Source organism: Nocardioides sp. (assembly GCF_016462705.1).
In the GTDB taxonomy this organism is placed as follows: domain Bacteria; phylum Actinomycetota; class Actinomycetes; order Propionibacteriales; family Nocardioidaceae; genus Nocardioides.
Genome location: NZ_JAEMSS010000009.1, coordinates 21,675 through 43,442, shown reverse-complemented (window position 1 = coordinate 43,442; position 21,768 = coordinate 21,675). Strand labels below are relative to the sequence as shown.

Genomic DNA, 21,768 nt, shown 5'->3' with positions numbered 1-21,768 from the left:
CCCAACGGCAAGATGACGTGGGGCGACGGGTTCGAGATCGAGACCGTCATCAACTGCCGCTTCGCCGCATCCGGGGCCCGGATCGTCGAGGTGCCCTCGGTCGAGAAGCTGCGGTTGTTCGGCGAGTCCGACCTGCACGCCGTCTCGGACGGCCTGCGGGTCCTCAAGACGCTGCTGACCGAGTGGCGGCGGGCCCGCTCCATCCGACGGATGGAGCGCAAGCTGCGCCTCGACGAGGTCGCGCAGCACCCCGCCCTGGCTACGCCGGCCGCGGGGGCCACGGACGGGCGGTCGACCGCCCAGGAAGGCGCCAAGCTGGTGGCATAACCAGGCCGTTCCGGGGGGTACGGCCTGTCCACCCACCAGCGGGGCGCCTTCCCCACCTACGACGCCGGTCGAGACCTACGCCTTCCGCCCGCCCCGCGATGACCCCCGCGGAGTGGGATCGACACGGATAACCCGGGACTCGGCCGGCGTTGAGGCGACCGCGCCCTCTTGCAACCATCTCGGAAGGCCGCATCATGTCTCGAAACCTCTACCTCCGCGCGCTCCTGATCACCCTGGTGATCCTCGCAACCGCCTCGTACGGCGGCTCGTCGCTCGCCGGCCCGACTCACAAGGAACCGCTCCGCAGCTGGAGCACCCACGTCGAGACCATCTGCGTCGAGTCGCACGTCGGCGCTGAGTGGGGTGTCAAGCGCGCGGTCCGTCAGTGGAACCGGGTCCCCGGCGGGCCCACGTTCGTCATCGCGGCGAGCTGTTCCGACCACGAGGACGTGGTGACCGTGCGCTATCGGGGCTCGGGTGACCGGTTCACCGGATGGACCGAGTGGTTCTGGGACGACAGCGGGCACCTGGTGCACGCGGACATCACGGTCAACCCGCAGCGGATCAGGGCCTTCGACCGCCGGGACCAGTCGTGCATGCGCAAGCACACGACCAGCCACGAGCTCGGTCACGCGCTCGGGCTGCGGCACTACCCGCGCACCCACTCCGGGGCGGTGATGTCCTACCTGGGCTGGCGGGAGCGCTGCGGACGCCTGAGCGCTCACGACAGGTCCGACTTCCGTGAGCTCTATCCCGCAGGCTCCTCGGCGGCCCCGTCCGCGTAGCGCTGGCACCCGGGCTCGCGCCCCGGCATGCTGACCGGATGCGCGTCCTCTTCTCGTCGACCACCGGCATCGGGCACGTGCTCCCCATGGTGCCGCTCGCGCACGCGTTCGCGGGGGCCGGTCACGAGGTCCTGTGGGCGACGGGGGCGCATGTCCACCCTGTCCTGCAGGAGGCGGCGATCCCGGCCGTGAGGTGCGGGCCGACCGGAGCCGAGCTGGCCCGTCTGCGGGACGGCGTGATGGGCCCGGCGGCGACGCTGCCGCCGCCGGAGCGGGCGGCGTACGTCTTCCCGAGGATGTTCGGGTCGGCCTTCGCGCCACCCATGGCCGCGGACCTGCTCCCGCTCGCCCGGGACTGGGCGCCGGACCTGATGGTGCACGAGCAGGGCGAGCTCGCCTCACCCCTCGTCGGTGCCGTGCTCGGCGTCCCGAGCCTCACGCACGCGTTCGGCGGGGCGGTGCCGGCACCGATGCTGACCGAGGCGGGCGAGCGGCTCGCGCCGATGTGGGCCGGGCACGGGCTGGGGGTGCCGCCCCACGCGGGCTGCTTCGAGCACCCGTACCTGGACATCTGCCCGGCCTCGGTCCAGGCGGTCGCCACCGGCCACATCTCAGTCGTCCAGCCGCTGCGTCCGGCGACCGCCCACGAGGCGGCCCCAAGCCTGCCCCCGCTGGTCTACGTGACGATGGGGACGGTCCAGAACCGGGCTCTCGACCTCGGCCCGTTGGTGCGCGCCGTGGCCGGTCTGCCGGTCGAGGTCCTGGTGGCGGTCGGACGCGACGGCGACACGGACCTGGGAGACCAGCCGGCCAACGTCCGGGTCGAGGCGTGGGTCGACCAGCCCCGGGTGCTCGCCACGGCCACGGCCGTCGTGTCGCACGGAGGCTCCGGAACCTTCCTCGGCGCACTGGCGCAGGGTGTGCCACAGCTGTGCCTGCCCCAGGCGGCCGACCAGTTCCGCAACGCCGAGGGAGGCGTCGCGACCGGCGCGGCACTCGCGTTGATGCCCTCGCAAGTCACCCCGGAGGCTGTCGCGGACGCCGTGGCGTCGCTGCTCGAGGATCCCGTGACCCGCCGCAACGCCGAGCGGGTCGCGGCCGAGATCGCTGCCATGCCGGCCCCCGCCGAGGCCGTGTTCGAGCTGGTCGCGAGGTACGCCGGCTGACCGGTCCCGGCTAGGCCGGCGTCAGGACCACGTCGCCGAGCACCGGCGCGTCGGCGCGCTCGCCCCCGGCCACGCTCGCCGAGCCGACGATGCGGCCGTCCTCGTGCCAGCCCCGGACGCGCAGGGTCTCGCCCGGGTAGACGACGCCGGCGAACTTCGCGGCGAACCCCCCGACCCGGGCCGCGTCACCACCGAGGAGGGCGTCGGTCAGCTCGCGCAGCGCGATGCCGTAGGAGCACAGTCCGTGCAGGATGGGCGCGGGGAATCCCGCAGCCTCGGCGAACGCCGGGTCGGAGTGCAGCGGGTTGCGGTCGCCGCAGAGGCGGTAGAGCAGCGCCTGCTGCGGTGTGATGACGTACGTCGTCTCGGCGTCCGGTGACCGGTCCGGGAGCTCGACGGGTTCGGACGTCCCGCGGTCGCCGCCCCAGCCGCCCTCCCCGCGGACGAAGATCGAGGAGCGGACGGTCCACAGCGGCTCGCCCGACTCTGACGTGGCGACGCCCTCCTGCCAGATGACCGCGGCCTTGCCCTTGTCCCAGACGTCGGTGAGCGTCGTGGTCAGGGTCGCCGAGCCGGACACCGGCAGGGGAGCGTGCACGGTGATCGCCTGCGAGCCGTGCACGACCTGCGCCAGGTTGATGTCGCAGCCGGGCAGGTCGAGCGGCGGCGGGTCGGTCTGGTGGAAGGTCGGCACCACGACACCGAACGACGGCAGGACCTGCTGGCCCTGCCCGTTGCTGGTGTGCTCGGTCGTGTAGCGCAGGACCTGCGGGTCGAGGTGGTCTCCCGGCCGCGAGCCCGCGCCGATCCCCAGGTGGTAGAGCAGGACGTCGCTCGACTCCCAGCTGAACGTGGTGGTGCCGACGTGCGCGCCGACGGCCGTGTCCGCGTCGATGGGCACTAGGCCGACTCCTCGCTGAGGTGGTTTCGAGACGCTCCGCCGTCGCCGACCTCGACCACCGACGCGGTCGCGATGTCCTCGGCGGCCAGGTAGCCGAACGCCAGCGCCGGACCGATCGTGGCACCGGGGCCCGCGTAGGTGTGCCCCATGACCGCCGACGACACGTTGCCGGCGGCGTACAGGCCCGGGATGACCGAGCCGTCCGGGCGCAGGACCCGCGCGCGCTCGTCGGTGACCAGCCCGCCCTTGGTGCCGAGGTCACCGGGCACGATCTTGACCGCGTAGAACGGCGCCTGGTCGATGACGTGCAACGAGGGGTTCGGCTTCACCGTGTGGTCGGAGTAGTACTTGTCGTACGCCGACTCGCCGCGGTGGAAGTCCTCGTCGGCACCGCTGCGGGCGAAGCCGTTGAACCGCTCGACCGTGGCCTCCAGCGCGTCGGCGGGGACGCCGATCTCGGCGGCCAGTCCCGCGATGGTCGAGGACTTCTTGATCACGCCCTCCTTGAACCACCGGCCCGGGAACGGCTGGCGCGGCATCAGGCCGGCGAAGACGTAGCGGTTGCGGTAACGCTGGTCGATGACCATCCACGACGGCACGTGTCCCACGCCGGTCGCCTCGCCGGCGTACATCTCGTGCACGGCCTCGACGTAGGGGAGCGCCTCGTTCATGTAGCGCCGACCGGCCTGGTTGACGATCATCGAGCCGGGCAGGTTGCGCTCGGCCAGGCAGAACCACGGGCCGTTGGGCAGCGGGATCGTCGGCCCCCACCAGCCGTCGTCGAGCAGGTCGGTCCCCGCGCCGGCGGCGATGCCGGCCAGCAGGCCGCCGCCGGTGTTGAACTGCGAGCCCGTCGTCCAGTCCACGGAGGTGGGCTGCGGCAGGTACTTCTCGCGCAGCTCGAGGTTGCGCTCGAACCCACCGCTGCCCAGCACGACACCGCGGCGGGCGCCGACGGTGCGGGTCACGCCGTCGTGGGTGACCTCGACCCCGACCACGCGGCCGTTGTCGAGGGCCAGCCCGGTGAGCTCGGCCTCGTAGACGACGGGGACGCCCGCGTCCATCAGACCCTTGCGGAGCCCGATCGCGATCGCGTTGCCCATCGCGAACATCTTCTGCCCGCGCAGCAGGCTGAGCATCCGCCGGACGACCACCTTCACCATGGTCAGCGGTCCGCGCAGCGTCCGCAGGCCGAGGCTGATCTTCCGGAAGTCGGCCTGGGTGACGATCATGTTGGCCGGAGCCTTGGTGTACTGCGGGTGCAGCCGCTCCAGCTCGCCACCGAGGAAGCGCGCATCCATCGGGATGGGCTCGCAGGTGCGTCCGGCGGCACGGCCACCGGGCGCTTCGGGGTGGTAGTCGGCGTAGCCGGGCACCCAGGTGAACCGCAGGGGGGTGTGCTCCCTGACGAAGTCCATGACCTCGGGGCCGCGGTCGAGATAGGTGTCGCGGCGGTCCTTGGGGACGTCGTCGCCGACGATCGAGTCGAGGTAGAGCTTGGACTGGGCCATGTCGTCGGCGGACACCTGGCCGGCCGCCTTCAGGGCGTAGTTGCCGGGGATCCACACGCCGCCACCGCTGCGTGCGGTCGAGCCGCCGAAGTACGCGCTCTTCTCCAGCAGCACGGTGTCGAGCCCCTGCTTCGCCGAGGCGAGCGCGGCGGACATCCCGGCCGCTCCGGCACCCACGACGACGACGTCGACCTCGTCCGGCAGAGGGGCCGACTGGGGGGCGCTCATGGCGCAAAACTGTAACAGGTTCTAGAATCACGCCGTGACCTCGGAGGAGCGGATTTCGGCTGCCGTGGAGCGGCTGGCCGACGCTCTGGCGACCCGGGTCCCCTGCGCCCCGGTCCGCGACCTCATCGGCACCGACGACCTGCCGGCGGCGTACGCCGTGCAGCAGGGCCTGGTGCGGAAGCGCCTGGCGGCCGGGGCGACGGTGGTGGGCCGCAAGATCGGCGCGACGTCCAAGGCGGTCCAGGACCAGCTCGGCGTCGACCAGCCCGACTTCGGCTACCTGCTCGACGAGATGGACGTGAGTGACGCTGCCAACACTCCGGGGGCCGCGATCTCGATGCGCCGGCTCCTGCAGCCGCGGGTCGAGGCCGAGGTGGCCTTCATGATGGCCGCCGACGTCGACCTCCCCGAGGACCAGATCACGTTCGAGGCGGTCCGCGAGCGGGTCGAGGTCGCGCTGCCGGCGCTGGAGATCGTGGACTCGCGGATCGAGGGCTGGGACATCGGCTTCACCGACACGGTCGCCGACAACGCGTCCAGCGGGCTCTTCGTCGTGGGCCGCGAGGGCCGGAAGCTCGACGACCTGGAGCCCCGTGACGTGGTCATGTCCTTGACCGTCAACGGGCAGGAGCGCTCGACCGGCACCGGCGCCGCGTGCCTGGGCGACCCCCTCGAGGCGCTGCGCTGGCTGGCCGTCCAGTGCGTCCGGTTCGGGGACCCGCTGCGCGCGGGCCACCTCGTCCTGTCCGGTGCCCTGGGCCCGTTCGTGCCGTTCGCCCCGGGAGACCGCGTGGAGGCGTCGATCAGCGGCTTCGACACACTGACCGCAGAGTTCGAGGAGTAGTCGATGACCAAGAAGACCGCCGCGATCGTCGGGCCCGGCAACATCGGGACCGACCTCATGTACAAGCTGCTGCGCAGCGAGGTGATCGAGCCGCGCTGGATGATCGGCGTGGACCCCTCCAGCGAGGGCCTCAAGCTCGCCGCGGCCAAGGGCCTGGAGTCGAGCCACGAAGGGGTCGACTGGCTGCTCAAGCAGGACGAGCTGCCCGACCTGATCTTCGAGGCGACGTCGGCCTACGTGCACCGCGAGTACGCGCCGCGCTACGAGGAGGCGGGCATCCGGGCCATCGACCTCACGCCGGCGTCGGTCGGGCCCGCCGTGATCCCGCCGGTCAACGGGACCGAGCACCTCGGCGCGATGAACGTCAACATGATCACCTGCGGCGGCCAGGCCACCATCCCGATGGTCGCCGCGGTCTCCCGCGCCGCCACCGTGTCGTACGCCGAGATCGTCGCCTCGGTGTCGTCGGTCTCCGCCGGCCCCGGCACCCGAGCCAACATCGACGAGTTCACCCGGACGACGGCTGCGGGCGTGGAGTCGATCGGCGGTGCCCAGCAGGGCAAGGCGATCATCATCCTCAACCCGGCCGAGCCGCCGATGATCATGCGGGACACGATCTTCTGCATGGTGTCGCCGGACTCCGACACCGACGCGATCGTCCAGTCGATCGTGGCGATGGAGAAGGCGGTCCAGGAGTACGTCCCCGGCTACCGGCTGCTCCAGGAGCCGCAGATCGACGGGCCGTCGGAGGCCACCAAGGGCCAGACCAAGGTCGCGATCTTCGTGGAGGTGGAGGGGGCCGGCGACTACCTGCCGCCCTACTCCGGCAACCTCGACATCATGACCGCCGCCGCCGCGCAGGTCGGCGACAACATCGCGAGGGCACTGTGACTGACAGTTCTGGCATCAACGCACTCGAGCGCACCTGGTCGGGCACCCACGGCGACGAGCCCTGGGGCAAGCTCGACCTCCGGCTCACCGACACCTGCCTGCGGGACGGGTCGCACCACAAGCGGCACCAGTTCACCGGCCAGGAGGTGCACGACATCGTCGAGGCCCTCGACAGCTCGGGCATCCCGGTCATCGAGGTGACCCACGGCGACGGTCTCGGTGGCTCGTCGGTCAACTACGGGTTCTCCAGGACACCGGAGCAGGAGCTCATCAAGATCGCGGCCGAGACCGCCAAGCGCGCCAAGATCGCGTTCCTGATGCTCCCCGGCGTCGGCACCAAGGACGACATCCGGGCAGCCCAGGACAACGGCGGGCAGATCTGCCGGATCGCCACGCACTGCACCGAGGCCGACGTCTCGATCCAGCACTTCGGCCTGGCCCGCGAGCTCGGCCTGGAGACCGTCGGCTTCCTGATGATGAGCCACACCCAGCCGCCGGAGGTGCTCGCCAAGCAGGCCCGGATCATGGTCGACGCCGGCTGCCAGTGCGTCTACGTCGTCGACTCGGCCGGTGCGCTGATCATGGAGCAGACCGCCGACCGGGTCTCCGCGGTCGTCGCCGAGATCGGTGACGTCGCCGACGTGGGGTTCCACGGTCACGAGAACCTCGGCCTCGGCGTCGCCAACACGGTCATCGCCGCCCGCGCCGGCGCCACGCAGATCGACGGCTCGGTCCGCCGGTTCGGTGCCGGTGCCGGCAACACCCCGCTCGAGGCGTTCATCGGCGTCTGCGACAAGCTCGGCTGGACCACGGGCGTCGACTTCCTCCAGATCGTCGACGCGTCCGAGGACGTCATCAAGCCGGCCATGCCCGAGGAGTGCCAGCTCGACCGGATGACGCTGATGATGGGGTACGCCGGGGTCTACTCCTCGTTCCTCAAGCACGCCGGCAACGCCGCTGACCGCTACGGCGTCTCCGGCGCCAAGATCCTGCTCGAGGCCGGCCGGCGCAAGCTCATCGGTGGCCAGGAGGACCAGCTCATCGACATCGCGCTCATGCTCAAGGCCGATCAGGACAAGGCTGCAGCCAACTCCTAGTTGTACTCGGCCATCAGGTTGGTGACAGTCGGCTGATCGGCGGTCGTCCTCCGAGTGCGCTGTGACGGCGTTGAGTGTTGTAGCGCTCGAGGTAGGGCGCAAGGGCCGCGGTGCGCTCGTCGTTGCTGGTGAAGACGTGGCGGTATGCCCACTCGACCTGGATGGTGCGGTTGAAGCGTTCGACCTTGCCGTTCTGCCAGGGGCACATCGGTCTGATGAAGATGTGCTTGACGCCGAGCAGTGCGGTCGCGGACTTCATGTCGTGGCTGCGCCGATAGGACAGGTGGTTGTCTGTGATGAGCGATTCGATGGTGATCCCGGCGGCCTCGAAGGCGGCCGCAGCGCGGAGGAAGAAGGCGGCGCAGGTGGCGCCCTTCTCGTCCTCGAGAACCTCTGAGTAGGCGTAGCGGGTGTGGTCGTCGACGACTGAGTGAACGAAGTCGAACCCGATCAGTTCCTTCTTGTGTCGGTGTGCCCCCGTGGCCTCACGACCCAGGGCGGCCCAGCCGCCGCCGTCGGGAATCCGCCCGAGTTTCTTGACGTCCATGTGGACCAGCTCGCCGGGACGTTCGCGTTCATAGCGGACCGCGGTGACCTTCGAGGCCCGGATCACCTCACCGGTGATCGGGTCGCAGTGGTGCAAGTAGGGGACTCGGTGCCGCCGCAGGATCCTGGCCACCGTGCGTGGCGCCAACCCGAGCTCGGCGCCGATCCAGTCCTGGCCGCGTCGCTCGACTCGACGCAGCTCGACCACCCGCGCTTCGACATCGGGGCTGGTCCTGGTCGGCATCGAGTGCGGACGCGAGGACCTGTCGACCAGACCGGCTTCGCCATCGGCGGCGTACCGGTCGATCCAGGTCTTCACACACTTGCGCGAGATACCCATCGCTTTGGCGATATGGGCCTGAGGCCAGCCGGCCTGATGCCGCTGAACGATCAGCAGGCGACCGTGGAACAGGGTGCGGGCATTACCGTGGGACACGAGAACCTCCGGGTTGGAGTGGGCCTTCGACAAGCCACATCCCATTCGGAGGTTCTCGTTCGTTCAACCAGGCTCGCCGCTACCAACGTCCTGGCGGGGTACACCTAGTCCGTGGATGAAACCCCGCGAACGGGCGGCCGTCAGTCCGCCCACGGGCGGGCGTAGGCGGGGACGGGCGGCTCCGCGTCGACCCAGCGGCTCGGGTCGAGGAGCCCGGTCGTGAACCGGGTGACGCTCTCGAGGAACACGTAGGAGCCCGCGAGGTCGCCGTGCGGGATGAAGGTCTGCTCGCAGGTGGTCGCGGGGAGCCGGCCGGGGTCCGCAGGGCCGCGATGGGTCAGCGCGTCGATGGTGAGGGCGTAGCCGACCGGGTCGCCCAGGATCAGGCCGTGCTCGGACGGGTCGTGGGCGCAGACGTCCTGCAGGACCACGTTGGCCGCCCCGTCGAGCCGGCTGGCTGCCGGTTGTGGGCGGACGATCTCGTCGTACAGGCCGGCGATCGAGGTCACCGAGGGTGCCCGGCGTCCCGTGGGGAGCGGGGCGTGCTGGAGCGCGGACACGTGCTGCGCCCCGACGCGCAGCTGCCACGCCAGGGTCGCGCACCGTCCGGCGGTGCAGAGCTCGTTGCCCAGCTGGGTCCCGCCGAAAGGTCCGGCCAGGCTGATCACGTCCTTGACCTTCTCGGCCGCGCCCGGCCAGAACTTCACGGCCCACACGGGCAGGGCGCCGCCCTGGCTGTGCCCGACCACCGAGATCCGCCGCTCAGCGAGCCGGGCCGTCGCCTTGATGGCCCGGCGCACCCGGGTGGCGGCGGTGGTGAAGCTGCCGAGGCCGTCGTCGGGCAGCGCCACGGTGCAGGTCGCGAAGCCGTCCGCCGCGAGCGCGGGCGCGTAGCCCCACGACCAGGCCTCCTCCGGCTTCGAGCCGGTCCCGGGGACGAGCAGGACGACGCCACGCGCGGACCGCAACGTCTCCTGGCTCGGGCAGTCGAGCCACGCCGGCGCTGCGGCTCGGGCGATGCCCTGGGCGGGGCCGGCCATGGCCGGCGGCGCCACCGGCCCGTGGGCCACGACGGCAGCGACGACGAGCGAGGTCAGGGCACGAACGAGACGCACGTCACGTCAACGAACGTGGGCCGCGGCGGCTACGTACGGCGATCGCCCCCGGGGCCGTCCGGGCAGCGCTACTCGGCGTCCAGGTCGGGGGCCCAGGCGGCTCCGTTGATGTGCGAGCCGCCGTCGACGAAGAGCGTGTTGCCGGTGAGGTAGCTGCTGCCCTCGGAGGCCAGGAACACCGCGACGGGCGCGATGTCGGCGTACGGGTCACCCATCCGGCCCATGGGGTTGGCGGCGTCGGCGAGTGCCTCGAGCTCGGGGTACTCGCCGATCGCCCGGAAGAACGCCTGGCTCTTCGCCGCAGGGCAGATCGCGTTGACCGTGACGCCCGTCGGCGCCCACTCCCGGGCCGCCGTGCGGGTGAGCGCGCGGAGCGCCTCCTTGGCGGCGTTGTACTCCAGCGAGCCCATGTGCGCGTTGACGCCGTTGAGACTGCACATGTTGATGACCCGGCCCCAGCCGCGCTCCTTCATGTGGGGGAGCGCGGCGGTCATCGCCCAGAACGGCCCGAGGTAGCCGACCTGCATCCCGTGCAGCAGCGCCTCGTCGGTCTTGCGCTCGACCCGGCTGATAGAGCCGCCGCCCCAGGCGTTGTTGACGACGACGTCGATGGAGCCGTACGCCGCCACGGCGGCCGCGACCGCCGCCTCGACCTGCTCGCGGACCGTGACGTCGCAGGCCACGAAGGTCCCGCCCACCGCGTCGGCGACCGACCGGCCGGACTCCTCGTCGTACTCGGCGACCACCACGTGGGCGCCCTCGTCCGCGAACTTCCGGGCGATGCCTTCGCCGATGCCGGCACCCGCGCCGGTCACCAGGGCGACCCGGCCGGCCAGCTGGCCGCTCACAGCGTCCCTCCGAGCGCACCCTTGCGCAGCAGCTCCCGGGCCTCGGCCGAGCCGTCCAGGGCCCGGGTGGTCCGGTGCTTGATCCGCCAGCCGTCGCGTTCCCGGTGCAGGTGGAAGTGGTTGGCGCCCGCCCGCCGCACGCTGTAGCCGCCCTCGCGGTGCCGGATCAGGATGGACTCGCAGACCGCGACCGCCTCGTCGCCGCGCACGTGCACGTGGGCGGGGCCGAGGAAGTGCGAGCAGCCGCCGCCGATGAGGCCCTGGTGCCCGTCCGACTCGACCATCGCCCGGATGTCCTCCCGGCTCGTCATCTGCCAGCCCTCCACGTCGTACTGGCCGTCCTGGGCCCACAGACCCGCCACCGCCTCCGCCTCTCCGGCGTCGACCAGCGGGCCGTAGGACGCGACCAGGCGGGTGATCGCCAGCTCGTCCTCCACCCGGCGTACCCGCTCCTCGAGCCGGGCCAAGCGCTCCTCGTTCACGGTCATGCACTCCCTCCAAAGAGCTTCTGCATCATCCGGTGGGTGCCCAGGACGACGTCGGCCCGGGACTTCTGCTCGTCGTCCCCGGCCAGGTGCACCGGCCCCTCGGCGAGCCGCGCCAGTCCTTCGCGCGCGACGTCCTCGGGGTCGGCCGCTTCGAACCCTGGCACATCCAGGGCGAGGCCGACCCGTTCCATGGCGGGGGTCCGGGTCACGCCGAGCACCAGCTCGAGCACGTCGACGCCGTGGTCGCGCAGCTCGACCCACAGTCCCTCGGCGAAGATGCGACCGAACGACTTCACCCCGCCGTAGACCGTGTGCCGGACCGATCCGACATAGCTGGCCTTCGAGCCGACCATGAGGATCCCGCCGCGCCCGCGGTCACGCATCGCCCGCCCGAAGTGGTGGACGAGCGCCAGGGGAGTGGTGACGTTGAGGTCGATGACCCGCTGGAACTCGGCCAGGTCGCCGTCGAGGAACTCCTCGCTGTGCGTGTTCGCGCCGGCGTTGTAGATCAGCAGCCCGACCTCGACGTCCTCGACCTCGTCGATCACCCGGGCGACGCTGTCGGATGCGGTCAGGTCCAGGGCCAGGGGACGGACCTGCACGCCGTGCGCGCGGCAGAGCGCCGCGGTCTCCTCGAGCGCGACCGGCTTGCGAGCGATCAGCACCAGGTTGAGGCCGGCCTCGGCCAGCTGGGTGGCGAACGCCCGGCCGACGCCCTCGGAGCCCCCTGCGATCAGTGCCCACGGGCCGTACTTCGTCACATCCACAGGCGGCACCCTCCCACGTCCGGGTGTCGGCTGTCGGTCGCCCGGCGTAGCGTTTCCGGCGTGGAGTTCCCCCGGCTGCTGCACACCGCCATCGACACCACCGACTGCCGCGGGCTCGCGGAGTTCTACCGCGAGCTGTTCGGCCTGCGCTACCGGGACGGCGACGAGCCGCCCGCGGACGGGCCCGACGACGCGGACTGGCTCGTCCTGCTGCACCCCGACGGCAGCCGGGGCCTCGCGTTCCAGCAGGTCGAGGAGCTGACACCGACGACCTGGCCGAGCCACGCGGTCCCCATGCAGCTGCACCTCGACTTCACCGTCCCCGGCCGCCAGGAGCTGGAGCACCACCGACAGCGGGCGGCGGCCCTCGGTGCCCGCCTGATCCTGGACCGGACCGACGACGAGGACGAGCCGCTCTACGTGCTCGCCGACCCGGCGGGGCACCCCTTCTGCCTCTTCGTCGGCTGAGGTGGCTGAGGTGACGGGATGACCGACCCCAAGCAGACGCTCATCGACTACCTCCAGTCCGCCCGGGACGCGATCGTGTGGAAGGTCGAGGGGCTGAGCGAGTACGACGCCCGCCGGCCGATGACGCCGACCGGGACCAACCTGCTCGGCCTGGTGAAGCACCTGGCCAGCGTCGAGCTCGGCTACTTCGGCGACACCTTCGGGCGGCCGTCCGGCATCCAGCTGCCGTGGCACGCGGACGACGCGGACCCCAACGACGATCTGTTCCTCACCGCGGACGAGAGCCGCGAGTGGGTCCTCGACCTGTACCGGACGGCGTGGGCCCACGCTGCCGAGACGTTCGCGGAGCTGGACCTCGACGCGCCGGGCAGGGTGCCGTGGTGGGGTGATGACGGCGAGGTGACCCTGCACCAGGTCCTGGTGCACATGGTGGCGGAGACCCAGCGGCACGCCGGGCACGCCGACATCGTGCGGGAGACGCTCGACGGCCGTGCGGGCCGGAAGCCGGAGGACGGCAACCTGGACGAGACCTACGACTGGCCGGGGTACGTCGCCAAGGTCGAGGCCGCCGCTCGCGACGCCTCCGGGGACGTGTAACACGACCGGAACGTCCGCGCATCGACAACGAACTAGAACGTGTTCTAGTATTGGGCTCTCAGTCACATGGAGGAGAGTGCGATGTCGCAAGCGGTGCTCGACGGGGTCCGGGACCTGCTGCCCACGTTCAGGGAGCGGGCCGAGGAGGCCGAGCGGCTCAGGGTGGTCCCCGAAGCCAACATCAAGGAGCTCGAGGAGACCGGGTTCTTCAAGCTGCTCCAACCCAAGCGGTTCGACGGTTTCGAGGCAAGCCCCGTCGACTTCTACACCGCGGTCCGCGACATCTCCGGTGCCTGCGGCTCCACGGGCTGGGTCTCCAGCGTGGTCGGAGTCCACCCCTGGCAGGTCGCGCTGTTCGCCGACGAGGCGCAGCAGGCGGTCTGGGGCGAGGACACCAACACCCGGCTGAGCTCGTCGTACGCGCCGACCGGCAAGGCCACCGTGGCCGAGGGGGGCTACACCCTGTCCGGCAAGTGGAGCTTCTCCTCGGGCTGCGACCACTGCACGTGGGTGCTCCTCGGCGGACTCGTGTTCAACGCCGACGGCAACGTCATCGACTTCAAGACGTTCATGGTCCCGCGCAAGGACTACACGATCGTCGACGTCTGGAACGTCATCGGGCTCCGTGGCACCGGCTCCAACGACATCGTGGTCGAGGACGTGTTCGTCCCCGAGGCGTTCACGCTCTCGATGGGGGAGACCGGCCAGTGCCGCGGGCCAGGCCAGGAGCAGAACACCTCCGACCTCTACAAGCTGCCGTTCCACTCGGTGTTCACCACCACGATCTGCACGCCGATCATCGGCATGGCGATGGGTGCGTACGCCGAGCACGTCGAGATGCAGCAGAAGCGCAGCCGGGCGGCGTACCTCGGCGAGAAGGCGTCGCTCGACCCGTTCGCCGCGGTCCGGATCGCCAAGGCGAGCTCGGAGATCGACGCCGCCTGGGCGCTGACCATGAACAACATCCGCGAGGAGGAGGCGCTGGTCGCCAAGGGCGAGCCGATCCCGCTGAAGCTCCGGCTCAAGGTCCGCCGCGACCAGGTCCTCGGCAGCCAGCGGGCCCTCGACGCGATCGACTCGCTGTTCGAGGCCTCCGGCGGGCGCGCCCTGGCCGAGGGCACCTACCTGCAGCGGGCCTGGCGCGACGCCCACGCCGGCCGGGTGCACGCGGCCAACGACCCGGAGCGGGCGCTCCAGATGTTCGGTGCCCACGAGTTCGGCCACAAGATCGACCCTGGGATGTACTGACCCCATGTCAGTGGGTTTCTCTGTGGACAAGGAGTCGGTCCGGCGCAGCGCCAAGGCGTCGACGGACCACGGCAGCCTGACGCTCAACTACTACGAGGCCGGCCCGGAGGAGCCCACCGGTGTCGGCGGCGACCTGCCGCTGGTGATGCTGCACGGCGGCGGCCCGGGTGCCTCGTCGTGGTCCAACTTCGGACCGGCCCTGCCCCGGTTCGCCTCGACGTTCCGCACCCTGCTCGTCGACCAGCCGGGCTTCGGCGGCTCCGACAAGCCACCGGTGGTGGGCAACTACTTCCGGTTCTCCGCGGACTACGTCGTCGCGCTGCTCGACGAGCTCGGCATCGACCGGGTGCACCTGCTCGGCAACAGCCTGGGCGGCGGCACGGCCAGCCGCCTCGCCATCGAGCACCCCGACCGGGTCGGCCGGCTGATCCTGATGGGGCCGGGCGGACTGTCGCTCAACCTGTTCCACGCCGACCCCACCGAGGGGGTCAAGCGGCTCATGGACTTCAACCTGGAGCCGACCCGCGAGTCACTGCGGGCGTTCATCTCGACCATGGTGGTCAACCAGGACCTGGTGACCGACGAGCTGGTCGAGGAACGGTTCGCCGACGCGACAGCGCCCGGGGCCCGGGAGGCGATGATCTCCATGGGCATGTCGTTCTACGACCCGGCCAGCGCCGAGGACGGGATGCTCTGGCGCGAGGCGCACAAGATCCGCAAGCACACGCTGCTGACCTGGGGCCGTGAGGACCGGGTCAACCCGCTCGACGGGGCCATGGTCGCGCTCAAGGCGATCCCGCGGGCGAGCCTGCACGTCTTCCCCAACTGCGGGCACTGGGCCCAGATCGAGGCGGCCGACGAGTTCGCCGAGGTCGCCACGAGCTTCCTGGCCCGGCACGTCGAACGGACGCCCCAGTGATGAGGCCAGTGATGAGGTCAGTGATGAGGCCAGAGATGAGGACCGCATGACCATCGACATCAAGTCCATGGGCTACGTCCGCGTGGCCGCGACCGACCTCGACCAGTGGAAGCTGTTCGCCGGCAAGGTCCTCGGCCTCGCCGAGGGGCGCGGGCCCGACCCGGCCAACCAGTACTGGCGGATCGACCAGGTCTCTGCCCGGCTCGTGGTGTTCCCCTCCGACGTCGACCAGCTCGACGTGGTGGGCTGGGAGGTCGCCGACCCGCGCGCCCTGCAGGAGGCACGCGAGCACCTGCAGAAGGCCGGCGTCCCCTTCGAGGAGGGCACCAAGGACGAGCTCGACGAGCGCCGGGTGCAGGAGCTCATCCGGTTCAGGGACCCGTGGGACAACGTCTTCGAGCTCTTCCACGGCATCACCTACGAGTCGCGCCCCGTCGTGACGCCCTACGCCGCGACGTTCGTCACCGGCGACCAGGGGATGGGCCACATCGTGCTGCCCGTGCTCGACGACGTGGAGGCGCTGGCGTTCTACACCGACGTCCTCGGCTTCCGGCTGCGCGACTCGATGAGCATGCCGGGCGAGTTCGTCGGCAAGGAGCCCGGCTCGAAGGTCTGGCTGCGGTTCCTCGGCGTCAACCCGCGGCACCACTCGCTGGCGTTCCTGCCGATGCCCAACCCGGCCAAGTGCGTGCACATCATGCTCGAGGTCGACGAGCTCGACCACGTCGGCCGCGCGTTGGAGCGGGTCCGCAAGCACAAGGTCCCGCTGTCCGCGACGCTCGGGCGGCACATGAACGACGAGATGATCTCGTTCTACGTGAAGTCGCCCGGTGGTTTCGACATCGAGTTCGGCACCGACGGCCTCACCGTCGACGACGGCCGGTGGGTCGCCCGCGAGTCCACGGCCGTCTCGTACTGGGGCCACGACTTCGGCGGCGGCTCCTAGGACATAGCGTGAACCGTATGGAGGCCGAGATCCCCGAGGGCATGAACCCCGATGCCCGGGAGACGTGGCCCAGCCACGACCTCATCGAGTCCTGGCTGGGCGACTCGATGTACGACTTCCAGCTCCGCCCGGGCGAGGACGTCGTCGTCGACGCCGACGACCCGGAGGCGGTGGCCGCGGCGCGGCGGTTCCGCGACGTGCTCGGCCGGTTCGCGTCCGGGGTGACCGTCGTGACCGCGATCAGCGGTGGTGAGCCGGTCGGCCTCACCTGCCAGTCGTTCTCCAGCGTCTCGCTCAACCCGCCGCTGGTGGTGTTCATCCCCTCGAAGACGTCGCGGGCCTGGCCGATGATCCAGCGGTCGGGCCGGTTCTGCGTCAACTTCCTCGCCGACGGACAGGCCGAGCTGTCCAACCAGATGGCCAGCCGTGGCGTCGACAAGTTCGCGGGCGTCTCGTGGAGCCCCAGCGAGCAGACCGGCTCGCCGATCCTCGACGGCACCCTGGGCTACGTCGACTGCAAGATCCAGTCGGCGCACGAGGCCGGCGACCACTACGTCGTGATCGGTCGGGTCCTCGACCTCGGCATTCCTGAGGCGCGGAGCGAGGCGGACAAGCCGCTGCTCTTCTTCGAGGGCAAGTACGCCACGACCGACTCGTGACCTTGCCCCGGTGCCGACCCATCCGCTCTGGCGTCCGTTCGCGCTGACCGACCTCGAGGTCGACGTGGTCGTCACCCGGCTGCCGCCCGCCAAGGTGGTCGTGGTGCCGTACGACGACGGCTGGCCTGAGGCGTACGCGCAGGTGGAGCGCGTCGTCCGTGGGGTCCTTGGCGACGTGGTCCTGGCGATCGAGCACACCGGCTCCACGTCGGTGCCCGGCCTGGCCGCCAAGCCGGTGGTGGACGTCGTGCTCACGGTTCCCGACCCTGACCCCGCGCACGAGCACGACCCGCAGCCGCGGAGCTGACCGGACCGGTCAGTCGCCGACGGGCGTCCAGTCCCGGCCGAACCAGCGCCGGGCCCGCTCGGCACCGAACGTCTCCTTGTGGCCGGCGAGAGCAACGCTCGGTCCCTCCAGGTCACCCGTGGGCGCCTGACCGCTGAGGAAGGTCACGTCGACCTTGCCGACCTCGCCGCCGCCGAACTCGAGGTAGCAGATCCCGCGCCCGTCGTACGTCGTCGGGTCGGCCTCGCCGCGGGCGCGGGCGACCAGCTGGGCGGCGACCACGGCCGCCTGGCCCTCGGCGAAGACACCGGCCTTCGGCGTGCCCACGCTGGTGACGTCGCCGACGGCGTAGACGTCGACGAACCGGGTCCGCAGCGTGAGCGGGTCGACCGGGATCCAGCCGTCCTCGGTCAACCCGGACTCGACGACCACCGCGGGGGCGCGGTGGACCGGGACGGCGAGGAGCAGGTCGAAGGGCAGCTCGGTCCCGTCCGCCGTCCGGGCCACCTTCGCCACCGGGTCCAGCTCCCGGACCAGGGTGCCGGGGTGCCAGGCGATGCCGCGCTCGGCGAACGCCGACAACAGTGCCTCGGACGCCTGCGGCGACGGCGGGATGGGCGCACCGAGCGGCATGACCAGCGAGACGGTGGACCGGTCCAGCAGCCCGCGGTGGGCCAGGTGGTCGTGCACGAGCAGGGCGGTCTCGCTCGGGGCCGGCGGGCACTTGAAGGGCGTGGACGTCACCGCCACGATCACGTCGCCGCCGGCGAACCGGTCCAGCACGTCGCGGGCCGCGAAGGCTCCGGCGTTCGTGTAGAACTCGTGCCCCGCCTCGACCAGCCCCGGGGTCTCCTCGGGGTGGAGGTCCGCGCCCAGCGCCACCACCAGCACGTCGCCGTCCAACGGGCCGGCGTCGGTCTCGACCCTCCGGGTCACGGGATCGATGGAGCGCACCGTCGTCTGCACGAACCGGACACCCGGTGGGGCGAGGTCGGAGTACCGGTGCCGGACGTGGTCGGCGGTGGCGCGGCCGAACATCACGTCGAGCTTGGAGAACCCGAAGACGAAGCCGTCCGCCTTGTCGACCAGGGTCACCTCGACGTCGCCGCCGAGCGCGGAGTCGAGGGAGCTGGCCAGCTCGAGGCCACCGAACCCGGCGCCGAGGATGAGCACGCGCATCCGCAGACCGTACCGGTGCCTGGTCGCGGGGAGCCGGCAGGCTCAGCGACCGGGCGGCGCGGTCACGTTCACCGTGGGGATGCCACCGCCGGCGCGGGCGATCACCGCCACGCTCGGCTCGTCGAACGGGTTGGACTCACGGTGCACGGTGAACGCCGGGACGTGGACGAAGTCGCCGGCCTCCGCGTCGAGGTAGCCGTCGTAGCCCTCGAACTCCAGCCGGAGCACGCCCTGCACGACGTAGAGGCTGGACTCGTTGCGGTCGTGGTGGTGCCATCCGCTGACCGCGCCCGGATCGGTGGTGACCCGGCCCGCCCACAGGGCCGGCAGCTCGAAGGCCCGCTCCCGGAGCATCCCGGGCGTCGGGTCGGCCGGCTCGAGGTCGTCGAGGCGGAACACCCGGACCGGGACGGCGTCGCTCACCCGGCCAAGGCTGTCACAGGTCGATGAGCGCGCGGTGCCGGTGCGCCTGGCCGAACAGCTGGGACAGCGCGTGCGCGCGCTTGAACACCAGCTGCGCGTCGTGCTCCCAGGTGATCGCGATCCCGCCGTGCAGCTGCACCGTCTCCGCGGCAAGGTGGTCGACGGCGTCCGAGCAGTAGGACTTGGCGATGTGCGCCAGCTGCTGGGCGTTGTCGGCACCGATGGAGAGCGCGTACGACGCCGCCCAGGAGGCCGACCGGCACATCTCGACCAGCACGAGCATGTCGGCCATCCGGTGCTTGAGCGCCTGGAACGAGCCGATCGGGCGGCCGAACTGGACCCGGGTCCTGCTGTAGTCCACCGTCATCTCGAGCGCGCGACCGGCCAGGCCGGCCTGGAGAGCGGCAACCCCGACGGTGCCGACCAGCTCGGCCCGGGCCCGGGCTGCGACACCGTCCCCGACCACCGCGCCGGCGGTGGCGTCGAGTGACCCGAAACGGTTGGTCTGGTCCATCGCGGGCAGCCATTTCGGGTCACTCGACGCCGGGTCGAGCTCCAGCAGGTCGTCGCCGCGTACGGCGAGCAGCACGGTGGCCTGGTCCGCGAACAGGGCCGGACCGTCGTCCAGGGCGATCGCGGCGACCTCGCCTGCGGCGATCCGGGGGAGCAGCCGCTGCTTGGCGTCCTCGTCGCCGCCGGCCAGCAGCGCCTCGGCGGTGACCAGGGACGCGAGCAGGGGAGACGGGGCGAGCGAGCGGCCGAGCTCCTCGAGCGCGACCATCGACTCGAAGAGGGTGAACCCGGCTCCGTCGTAGTCCTCCGGGACCGCCAGGGCGGCGACGCCGATCTGCTCGCAGAGCATCGACCACAGCGACGCGTCGTAGCCGGTCTCGGACTCGGCGGCGGCGCGCACGGCGGCGCTGTCGCCGCGCTTGGCGAGCAGGGAGCGCAGCGTCGAGGCGAGCTCCTGCTGCTCCTCGGAGAACCCGAACTCCATCAGCGCATCAGCTCCTCGAGCAGCGCCGCGCGGTGGAACCGGGGTGTCCCCCAGGCGCCGACCAGTGCGCGGATCTTGGTCAGCCAGATGCTGAGGTCGAACTCCGCGGTGTAGCCGATCGCGCCGTGCACCTGGAGACCCGTGCGCGCGGCGAGGTAGGCCGCCTCGCTGCAGGCCACCTTGGCGGCCGAGACGTCGCGGGCGTCGGTGGACAACGCCGCGCCGTAGAGGAGGGGGCGGGCGAAGTCGAGCGCGATCCGGACGTCGGCAAGGGCGTGCTTGATGGCCTGGTAGGAACCGATCTCCCGGCCGAACTGCTTGCGCTGCGTGACGTAGGTGACCGAGTCCGCGAGCACCCGTTCGCCGGCCCCGAGCAGCTGGGCGGACGTCGCGAGCACGCCGAGGCCGAGTGCGCCCCGCAGCTCCTCTGACGGGACGGCGTCGCCCGGGGTCACGGTGAACAGGTGCCGGGTCCGGTCGACCGACCGGACCATCTCGCCGACCTCGCCGACGTGGAGCCGGCCGTCGACCACGGTGTAGACGTCGGACGCGACGTCCGCGTCGAGGGCGTACGGCACGTTCGGCGGAGCGGCCAGGGTCGCGATGGTGGCGGACAGGTCGCGGCCGAGGGCCATCGGCAGGACTGCCGCCGACTCGACCCATGGGCCGGGCACTGCGTGCCGTCCCAGCGCCTCGAACGCCACGCAGAGCTCCACCACCGTGTCCTGGTCGGCCAGGTCGGTCACGCCCTGCTGGGCCAGCCGGCTCCACAGGGCGAGACCGGGCTCCCGGTCGCCGTTCCCCCAGGCACGAGCGACCTTGGGCGTGTCCGCGGCTGCGAGCAGCCTGTCCAAGGCGTCCGCGAAGTCCCTCTGGTCGGGTGTCAGGTCGAACCTCATCCCCGCACCTCCCGGGGCAGACCGAGGATCCGCTCGGCGACGATGTTGCGCTGGATCTCGTTGGTGCCGGCGTAGATCGGGCCGGACAGCGAGAACGTGTAGCCGTCGAGCCACCTCGACTCGAGCTCGGCCTCGGCGCCGAGGAGGTCGAGCGCCGTCTCGTGCAGCGCGATGTCGAGCTCGGACCAGAACACCTTGTTGACCGAGCCGGCGGCCCCCATGTCGCCGCCGCCGGCCAGGCGGGTGACCGTGCCCCAGGTGTAGAGCCGGTAGGCCTGCGCCTTGAGCCAGGCATCGACGACGTCGTCGCCGAGACGCTGGTCGGGACGCTCGCGGTAGAGGTCGACCAGCCGGTCGGCCGCGGCGCAGAACCGGCCGGGGGAGCGCAGCGACAGACCGCGCTCGTTGCCAGCCGTGCTCATCGCCACCGACCAGCCGTCGCCGACCCCGCCGAGCACGTCGGAGTCCGGCACGAAGACGTCCTCGAAGAACACCTCGGCGAAGCCCGCCTCGCCGTCGAGCTGGGCGATCGGCCGCACCGTCACCCCCTCGGCGTCCAGCGGGAACAGGAAGTAGGTGAGGCCTCGGTGCCGCTGGGCCTCGGGATCGGAGCGGAACAGCCCGAAGCCCCAGTGCGCGTACGTCGCCCGCGACGACCACGTCTTCTGCCCGTTGAGCACCCAGCCGCCGCGCTCGTCGTCACGGCGCGCGGTCGACTTCAGGGAGGCGAGGTCGGAGCCCGCCTCGGGCTCGGACCAGCACTGCGCCCAGATCCGCTCGCCGGACGCCATCGTCGGCAGGAACCGGTCCTGCTGCTCCTTGGTGCCGTGGTCGAAGATGATCGGCGCCAGCAGGAAGATCCCGTTCTGGGAGACCCGGCCGGGAGCGCCGGCGCGGTAGTACTCCTCCTCGAAGACCACCCACTCGACCAGCGACGCCTCGCGGCCGTGGTACTCCCGCGGCCAGGAGACGACCGACCAGCGCGCCTCGGTGAGCTTGGCCTCCCACTCCTGGTGGAGGGCCCAGCCCTCCTCGGTGTCCATGGACGGCAGCGGCTCGGCCGGCACGTTGGCGGCCAGCCACTCCCGCGCCTCGGCCTGGAAGGCCAGCTCGGACTCGGACAGGGTCAGATCCACTGTGCCTCCTTCGTTGGTCGAGGAAGGCGCGCTGGCGCCTGTCTCGAAACCTCTGGAGCCG

At 71.3% G+C, this 21,768-nt stretch carries 24 protein-coding genes and 1 pseudogene; 13 read left to right on the top strand and 12 right to left on the bottom strand.

All coding sequences use genetic code 11. The features are described 5' to 3' along the window. The 3 genes and pseudogenes from JHD21_RS02300 to JHD21_RS02290 form a co-directional block, all read left to right on the top strand. Positions 1–327: pseudogene (locus JHD21_RS02300) on the top strand (hypothetical protein); the annotation flags it as partial. A 194-nt stretch (positions 328–521) separates the two neighbouring features. Continuing rightward, positions 522–1,112, top strand: coding sequence for a matrixin family metalloprotease (locus JHD21_RS02295; RefSeq protein WP_292671321.1), 591 nt, complete (start codon positions 522–524; stop codon positions 1,110–1,112). Between the two features lie 38 nt (positions 1,113–1,150). Continuing rightward, complete coding sequence (locus tag JHD21_RS02290; RefSeq protein ID WP_292671320.1) at positions 1,151–2,278, top strand: glycosyltransferase; 1,128 nt, start codon at positions 1,151–1,153, stop codon at positions 2,276–2,278. A 10-nt stretch (positions 2,279–2,288) separates the two neighbouring features. Here JHD21_RS02290 and JHD21_RS02285 read toward each other — a convergent pair whose 3' ends face one another. Both JHD21_RS02285 and kstD read right to left on the bottom strand, forming a co-directional pair. Then, positions 2,289–3,179 (bottom strand): MaoC/PaaZ C-terminal domain-containing protein, encoded by an 891-nt coding sequence (locus JHD21_RS02285; protein WP_292671318.1) that lies wholly within the window; start codon positions 3,177–3,179, stop codon positions 2,289–2,291. Further along, complete coding sequence (gene kstD / locus JHD21_RS02280) at positions 3,179–4,918, bottom strand: 3-oxosteroid 1-dehydrogenase (protein WP_292671316.1); 1,740 nt, start codon at positions 4,916–4,918, stop codon at positions 3,179–3,181. Before kstD ends, JHD21_RS02285 begins: the two co-directional genes overlap by 1 nt. A 34-nt stretch (positions 4,919–4,952) precedes the next feature. On the opposite strand from kstD, the gene JHD21_RS02275 reads away from it, so the two are divergent. The 3 genes from JHD21_RS02275 to dmpG are packed head-to-tail and all read left to right on the top strand — an operon-like array spanning position 4,953 to position 7,750. Continuing rightward, on the top strand, positions 4,953–5,762 hold the full coding sequence (locus tag JHD21_RS02275) for a fumarylacetoacetate hydrolase family protein (RefSeq protein WP_292671315.1): 810 nt from the start codon (positions 4,953–4,955) through the stop codon (positions 5,760–5,762). A gap of 3 nt (positions 5,763–5,765) precedes the next feature. After that, a complete protein-coding gene (locus JHD21_RS02270) occupies positions 5,766–6,653 on the top strand; it encodes an acetaldehyde dehydrogenase (acetylating) (RefSeq protein ID WP_292671314.1) in 888 nt (295 codons plus the stop codon). Beyond that, positions 6,650–7,750 (top strand): 4-hydroxy-2-oxovalerate aldolase, encoded by a 1,101-nt coding sequence (gene dmpG, locus JHD21_RS02265; protein ID WP_292671313.1) that lies wholly within the window; start codon positions 6,650–6,652, stop codon positions 7,748–7,750. The genes JHD21_RS02270 and dmpG overlap by 4 nt, the downstream gene beginning before the upstream one ends. 13 nt (positions 7,751–7,763) lie before the next feature. Here the strand turns inward: dmpG and JHD21_RS02260 are convergent, their stop codons facing one another. From JHD21_RS02260 to JHD21_RS02240, 5 genes are all read right to left on the bottom strand, one after another. Beyond that, entirely contained in the window at positions 7,764–8,732 is a 969-nt protein-coding gene (locus JHD21_RS02260; RefSeq protein WP_292671323.1) for an IS481 family transposase, read from the bottom strand. A gap of 140 nt (positions 8,733–8,872) precedes the next feature. Beyond that, entirely contained in the window at positions 8,873–9,847 is a 975-nt protein-coding gene (locus JHD21_RS02255) for a hypothetical protein (protein WP_292671311.1), read from the bottom strand. 68 nt (positions 9,848–9,915) lie between these two features. After that, positions 9,916–10,695 carry an SDR family oxidoreductase gene (locus JHD21_RS02250; protein ID WP_292671310.1) on the bottom strand — a complete coding sequence of 260 codons (780 nt, stop codon included), beginning with the start codon at positions 10,693–10,695 and terminating at the stop codon, positions 9,916–9,918. Beyond that, a complete protein-coding gene (locus JHD21_RS02245) occupies positions 10,692–11,183 on the bottom strand; it encodes a nuclear transport factor 2 family protein (RefSeq protein WP_292671309.1) in 492 nt (163 codons plus the stop codon). The genes JHD21_RS02250 and JHD21_RS02245 overlap by 4 nt, the downstream gene beginning before the upstream one ends. Then, a complete protein-coding gene (locus tag JHD21_RS02240) occupies positions 11,180–11,950 on the bottom strand; it encodes an SDR family NAD(P)-dependent oxidoreductase (RefSeq protein WP_292671308.1) in 771 nt (256 codons plus the stop codon). The genes JHD21_RS02245 and JHD21_RS02240 overlap by 4 nt, the downstream gene beginning before the upstream one ends. A 60-nt stretch (positions 11,951–12,010) precedes the next feature. On the opposite strand from JHD21_RS02240, the gene JHD21_RS02235 reads away from it, so the two are divergent. From JHD21_RS02235 to JHD21_RS02205, 7 genes are all read left to right on the top strand, one after another. Beyond that, positions 12,011–12,418, top strand: coding sequence for a VOC family protein (locus tag JHD21_RS02235; RefSeq protein ID WP_292671307.1), 408 nt, complete (start codon positions 12,011–12,013; stop codon positions 12,416–12,418). Between the two features lie 18 nt (positions 12,419–12,436). Next, positions 12,437–13,015 (top strand): DinB family protein, encoded by a 579-nt coding sequence (locus tag JHD21_RS02230; protein ID WP_292671306.1) that lies wholly within the window; start codon positions 12,437–12,439, stop codon positions 13,013–13,015. A gap of 81 nt (positions 13,016–13,096) precedes the next feature. Beyond that, positions 13,097–14,263: a 3-hydroxy-9,10-secoandrosta-1,3,5(10)-triene-9,17-dione monooxygenase oxygenase subunit gene (gene hsaA, locus JHD21_RS02225; RefSeq protein ID WP_292671304.1), complete on the top strand. Its 1,167-nt coding sequence runs from the start codon at positions 13,097–13,099 to the stop codon at positions 14,261–14,263. Positions 14,264–14,267: 4 nt separating this feature from the next. Then, complete coding sequence (hsaD, locus tag JHD21_RS02220; protein WP_292671302.1) at positions 14,268–15,182, top strand: 4,5:9,10-diseco-3-hydroxy-5,9,17-trioxoandrosta-1(10),2-diene-4-oate hydrolase; 915 nt, start codon at positions 14,268–14,270, stop codon at positions 15,180–15,182. Between the two features lie 46 nt (positions 15,183–15,228). Continuing rightward, complete coding sequence (hsaC, locus tag JHD21_RS02215; RefSeq protein ID WP_292671301.1) at positions 15,229–16,128, top strand: iron-dependent extradiol dioxygenase HsaC; 900 nt, start codon at positions 15,229–15,231, stop codon at positions 16,126–16,128. A gap of 17 nt (positions 16,129–16,145) precedes the next feature. Then, the gene (locus JHD21_RS02210) at positions 16,146–16,787 is read left to right on the top strand and encodes a flavin reductase family protein (protein WP_292671299.1); all 642 of its coding nucleotides are present in this window, start codon (positions 16,146–16,148) and stop codon (positions 16,785–16,787) included. 10 nt (positions 16,788–16,797) lie between these two features. Then, the gene (locus JHD21_RS02205; protein WP_292671298.1) at positions 16,798–17,094 is read left to right on the top strand and encodes a GrpB family protein; all 297 of its coding nucleotides are present in this window, start codon (positions 16,798–16,800) and stop codon (positions 17,092–17,094) included. Between the two features lie 9 nt (positions 17,095–17,103). On the opposite strand, the gene JHD21_RS02200 is transcribed toward JHD21_RS02205, so the two are convergent. The 5 genes from JHD21_RS02200 to JHD21_RS02180 are packed head-to-tail and all read right to left on the bottom strand — an operon-like array spanning position 17,104 to position 21,707. Further along, a complete protein-coding gene (locus JHD21_RS02200) occupies positions 17,104–18,252 on the bottom strand; it encodes an FAD/NAD(P)-binding oxidoreductase (RefSeq protein WP_292671297.1) in 1,149 nt (382 codons plus the stop codon). A gap of 42 nt (positions 18,253–18,294) precedes the next feature. Further along, complete coding sequence (locus JHD21_RS02195; RefSeq protein WP_292671296.1) at positions 18,295–18,675, bottom strand: cupin domain-containing protein; 381 nt, start codon at positions 18,673–18,675, stop codon at positions 18,295–18,297. A gap of 13 nt (positions 18,676–18,688) precedes the next feature. Next, complete coding sequence (locus tag JHD21_RS02190) at positions 18,689–19,672, bottom strand: acyl-CoA dehydrogenase family protein (protein WP_292671295.1); 984 nt, start codon at positions 19,670–19,672, stop codon at positions 18,689–18,691. Then, positions 19,672–20,571: an acyl-CoA dehydrogenase family protein gene (locus tag JHD21_RS02185; RefSeq protein WP_292671293.1), complete on the bottom strand. Its 900-nt coding sequence runs from the start codon at positions 20,569–20,571 to the stop codon at positions 19,672–19,674. Before JHD21_RS02185 ends, JHD21_RS02190 begins: the two co-directional genes overlap by 1 nt. Then, the gene (locus tag JHD21_RS02180; protein ID WP_292671291.1) at positions 20,568–21,707 is read right to left on the bottom strand and encodes an acyl-CoA dehydrogenase family protein; all 1,140 of its coding nucleotides are present in this window, start codon (positions 21,705–21,707) and stop codon (positions 20,568–20,570) included. Before JHD21_RS02180 ends, JHD21_RS02185 begins: the two co-directional genes overlap by 4 nt. Positions 21,708–21,768 lie beyond the last annotated feature (61 nt).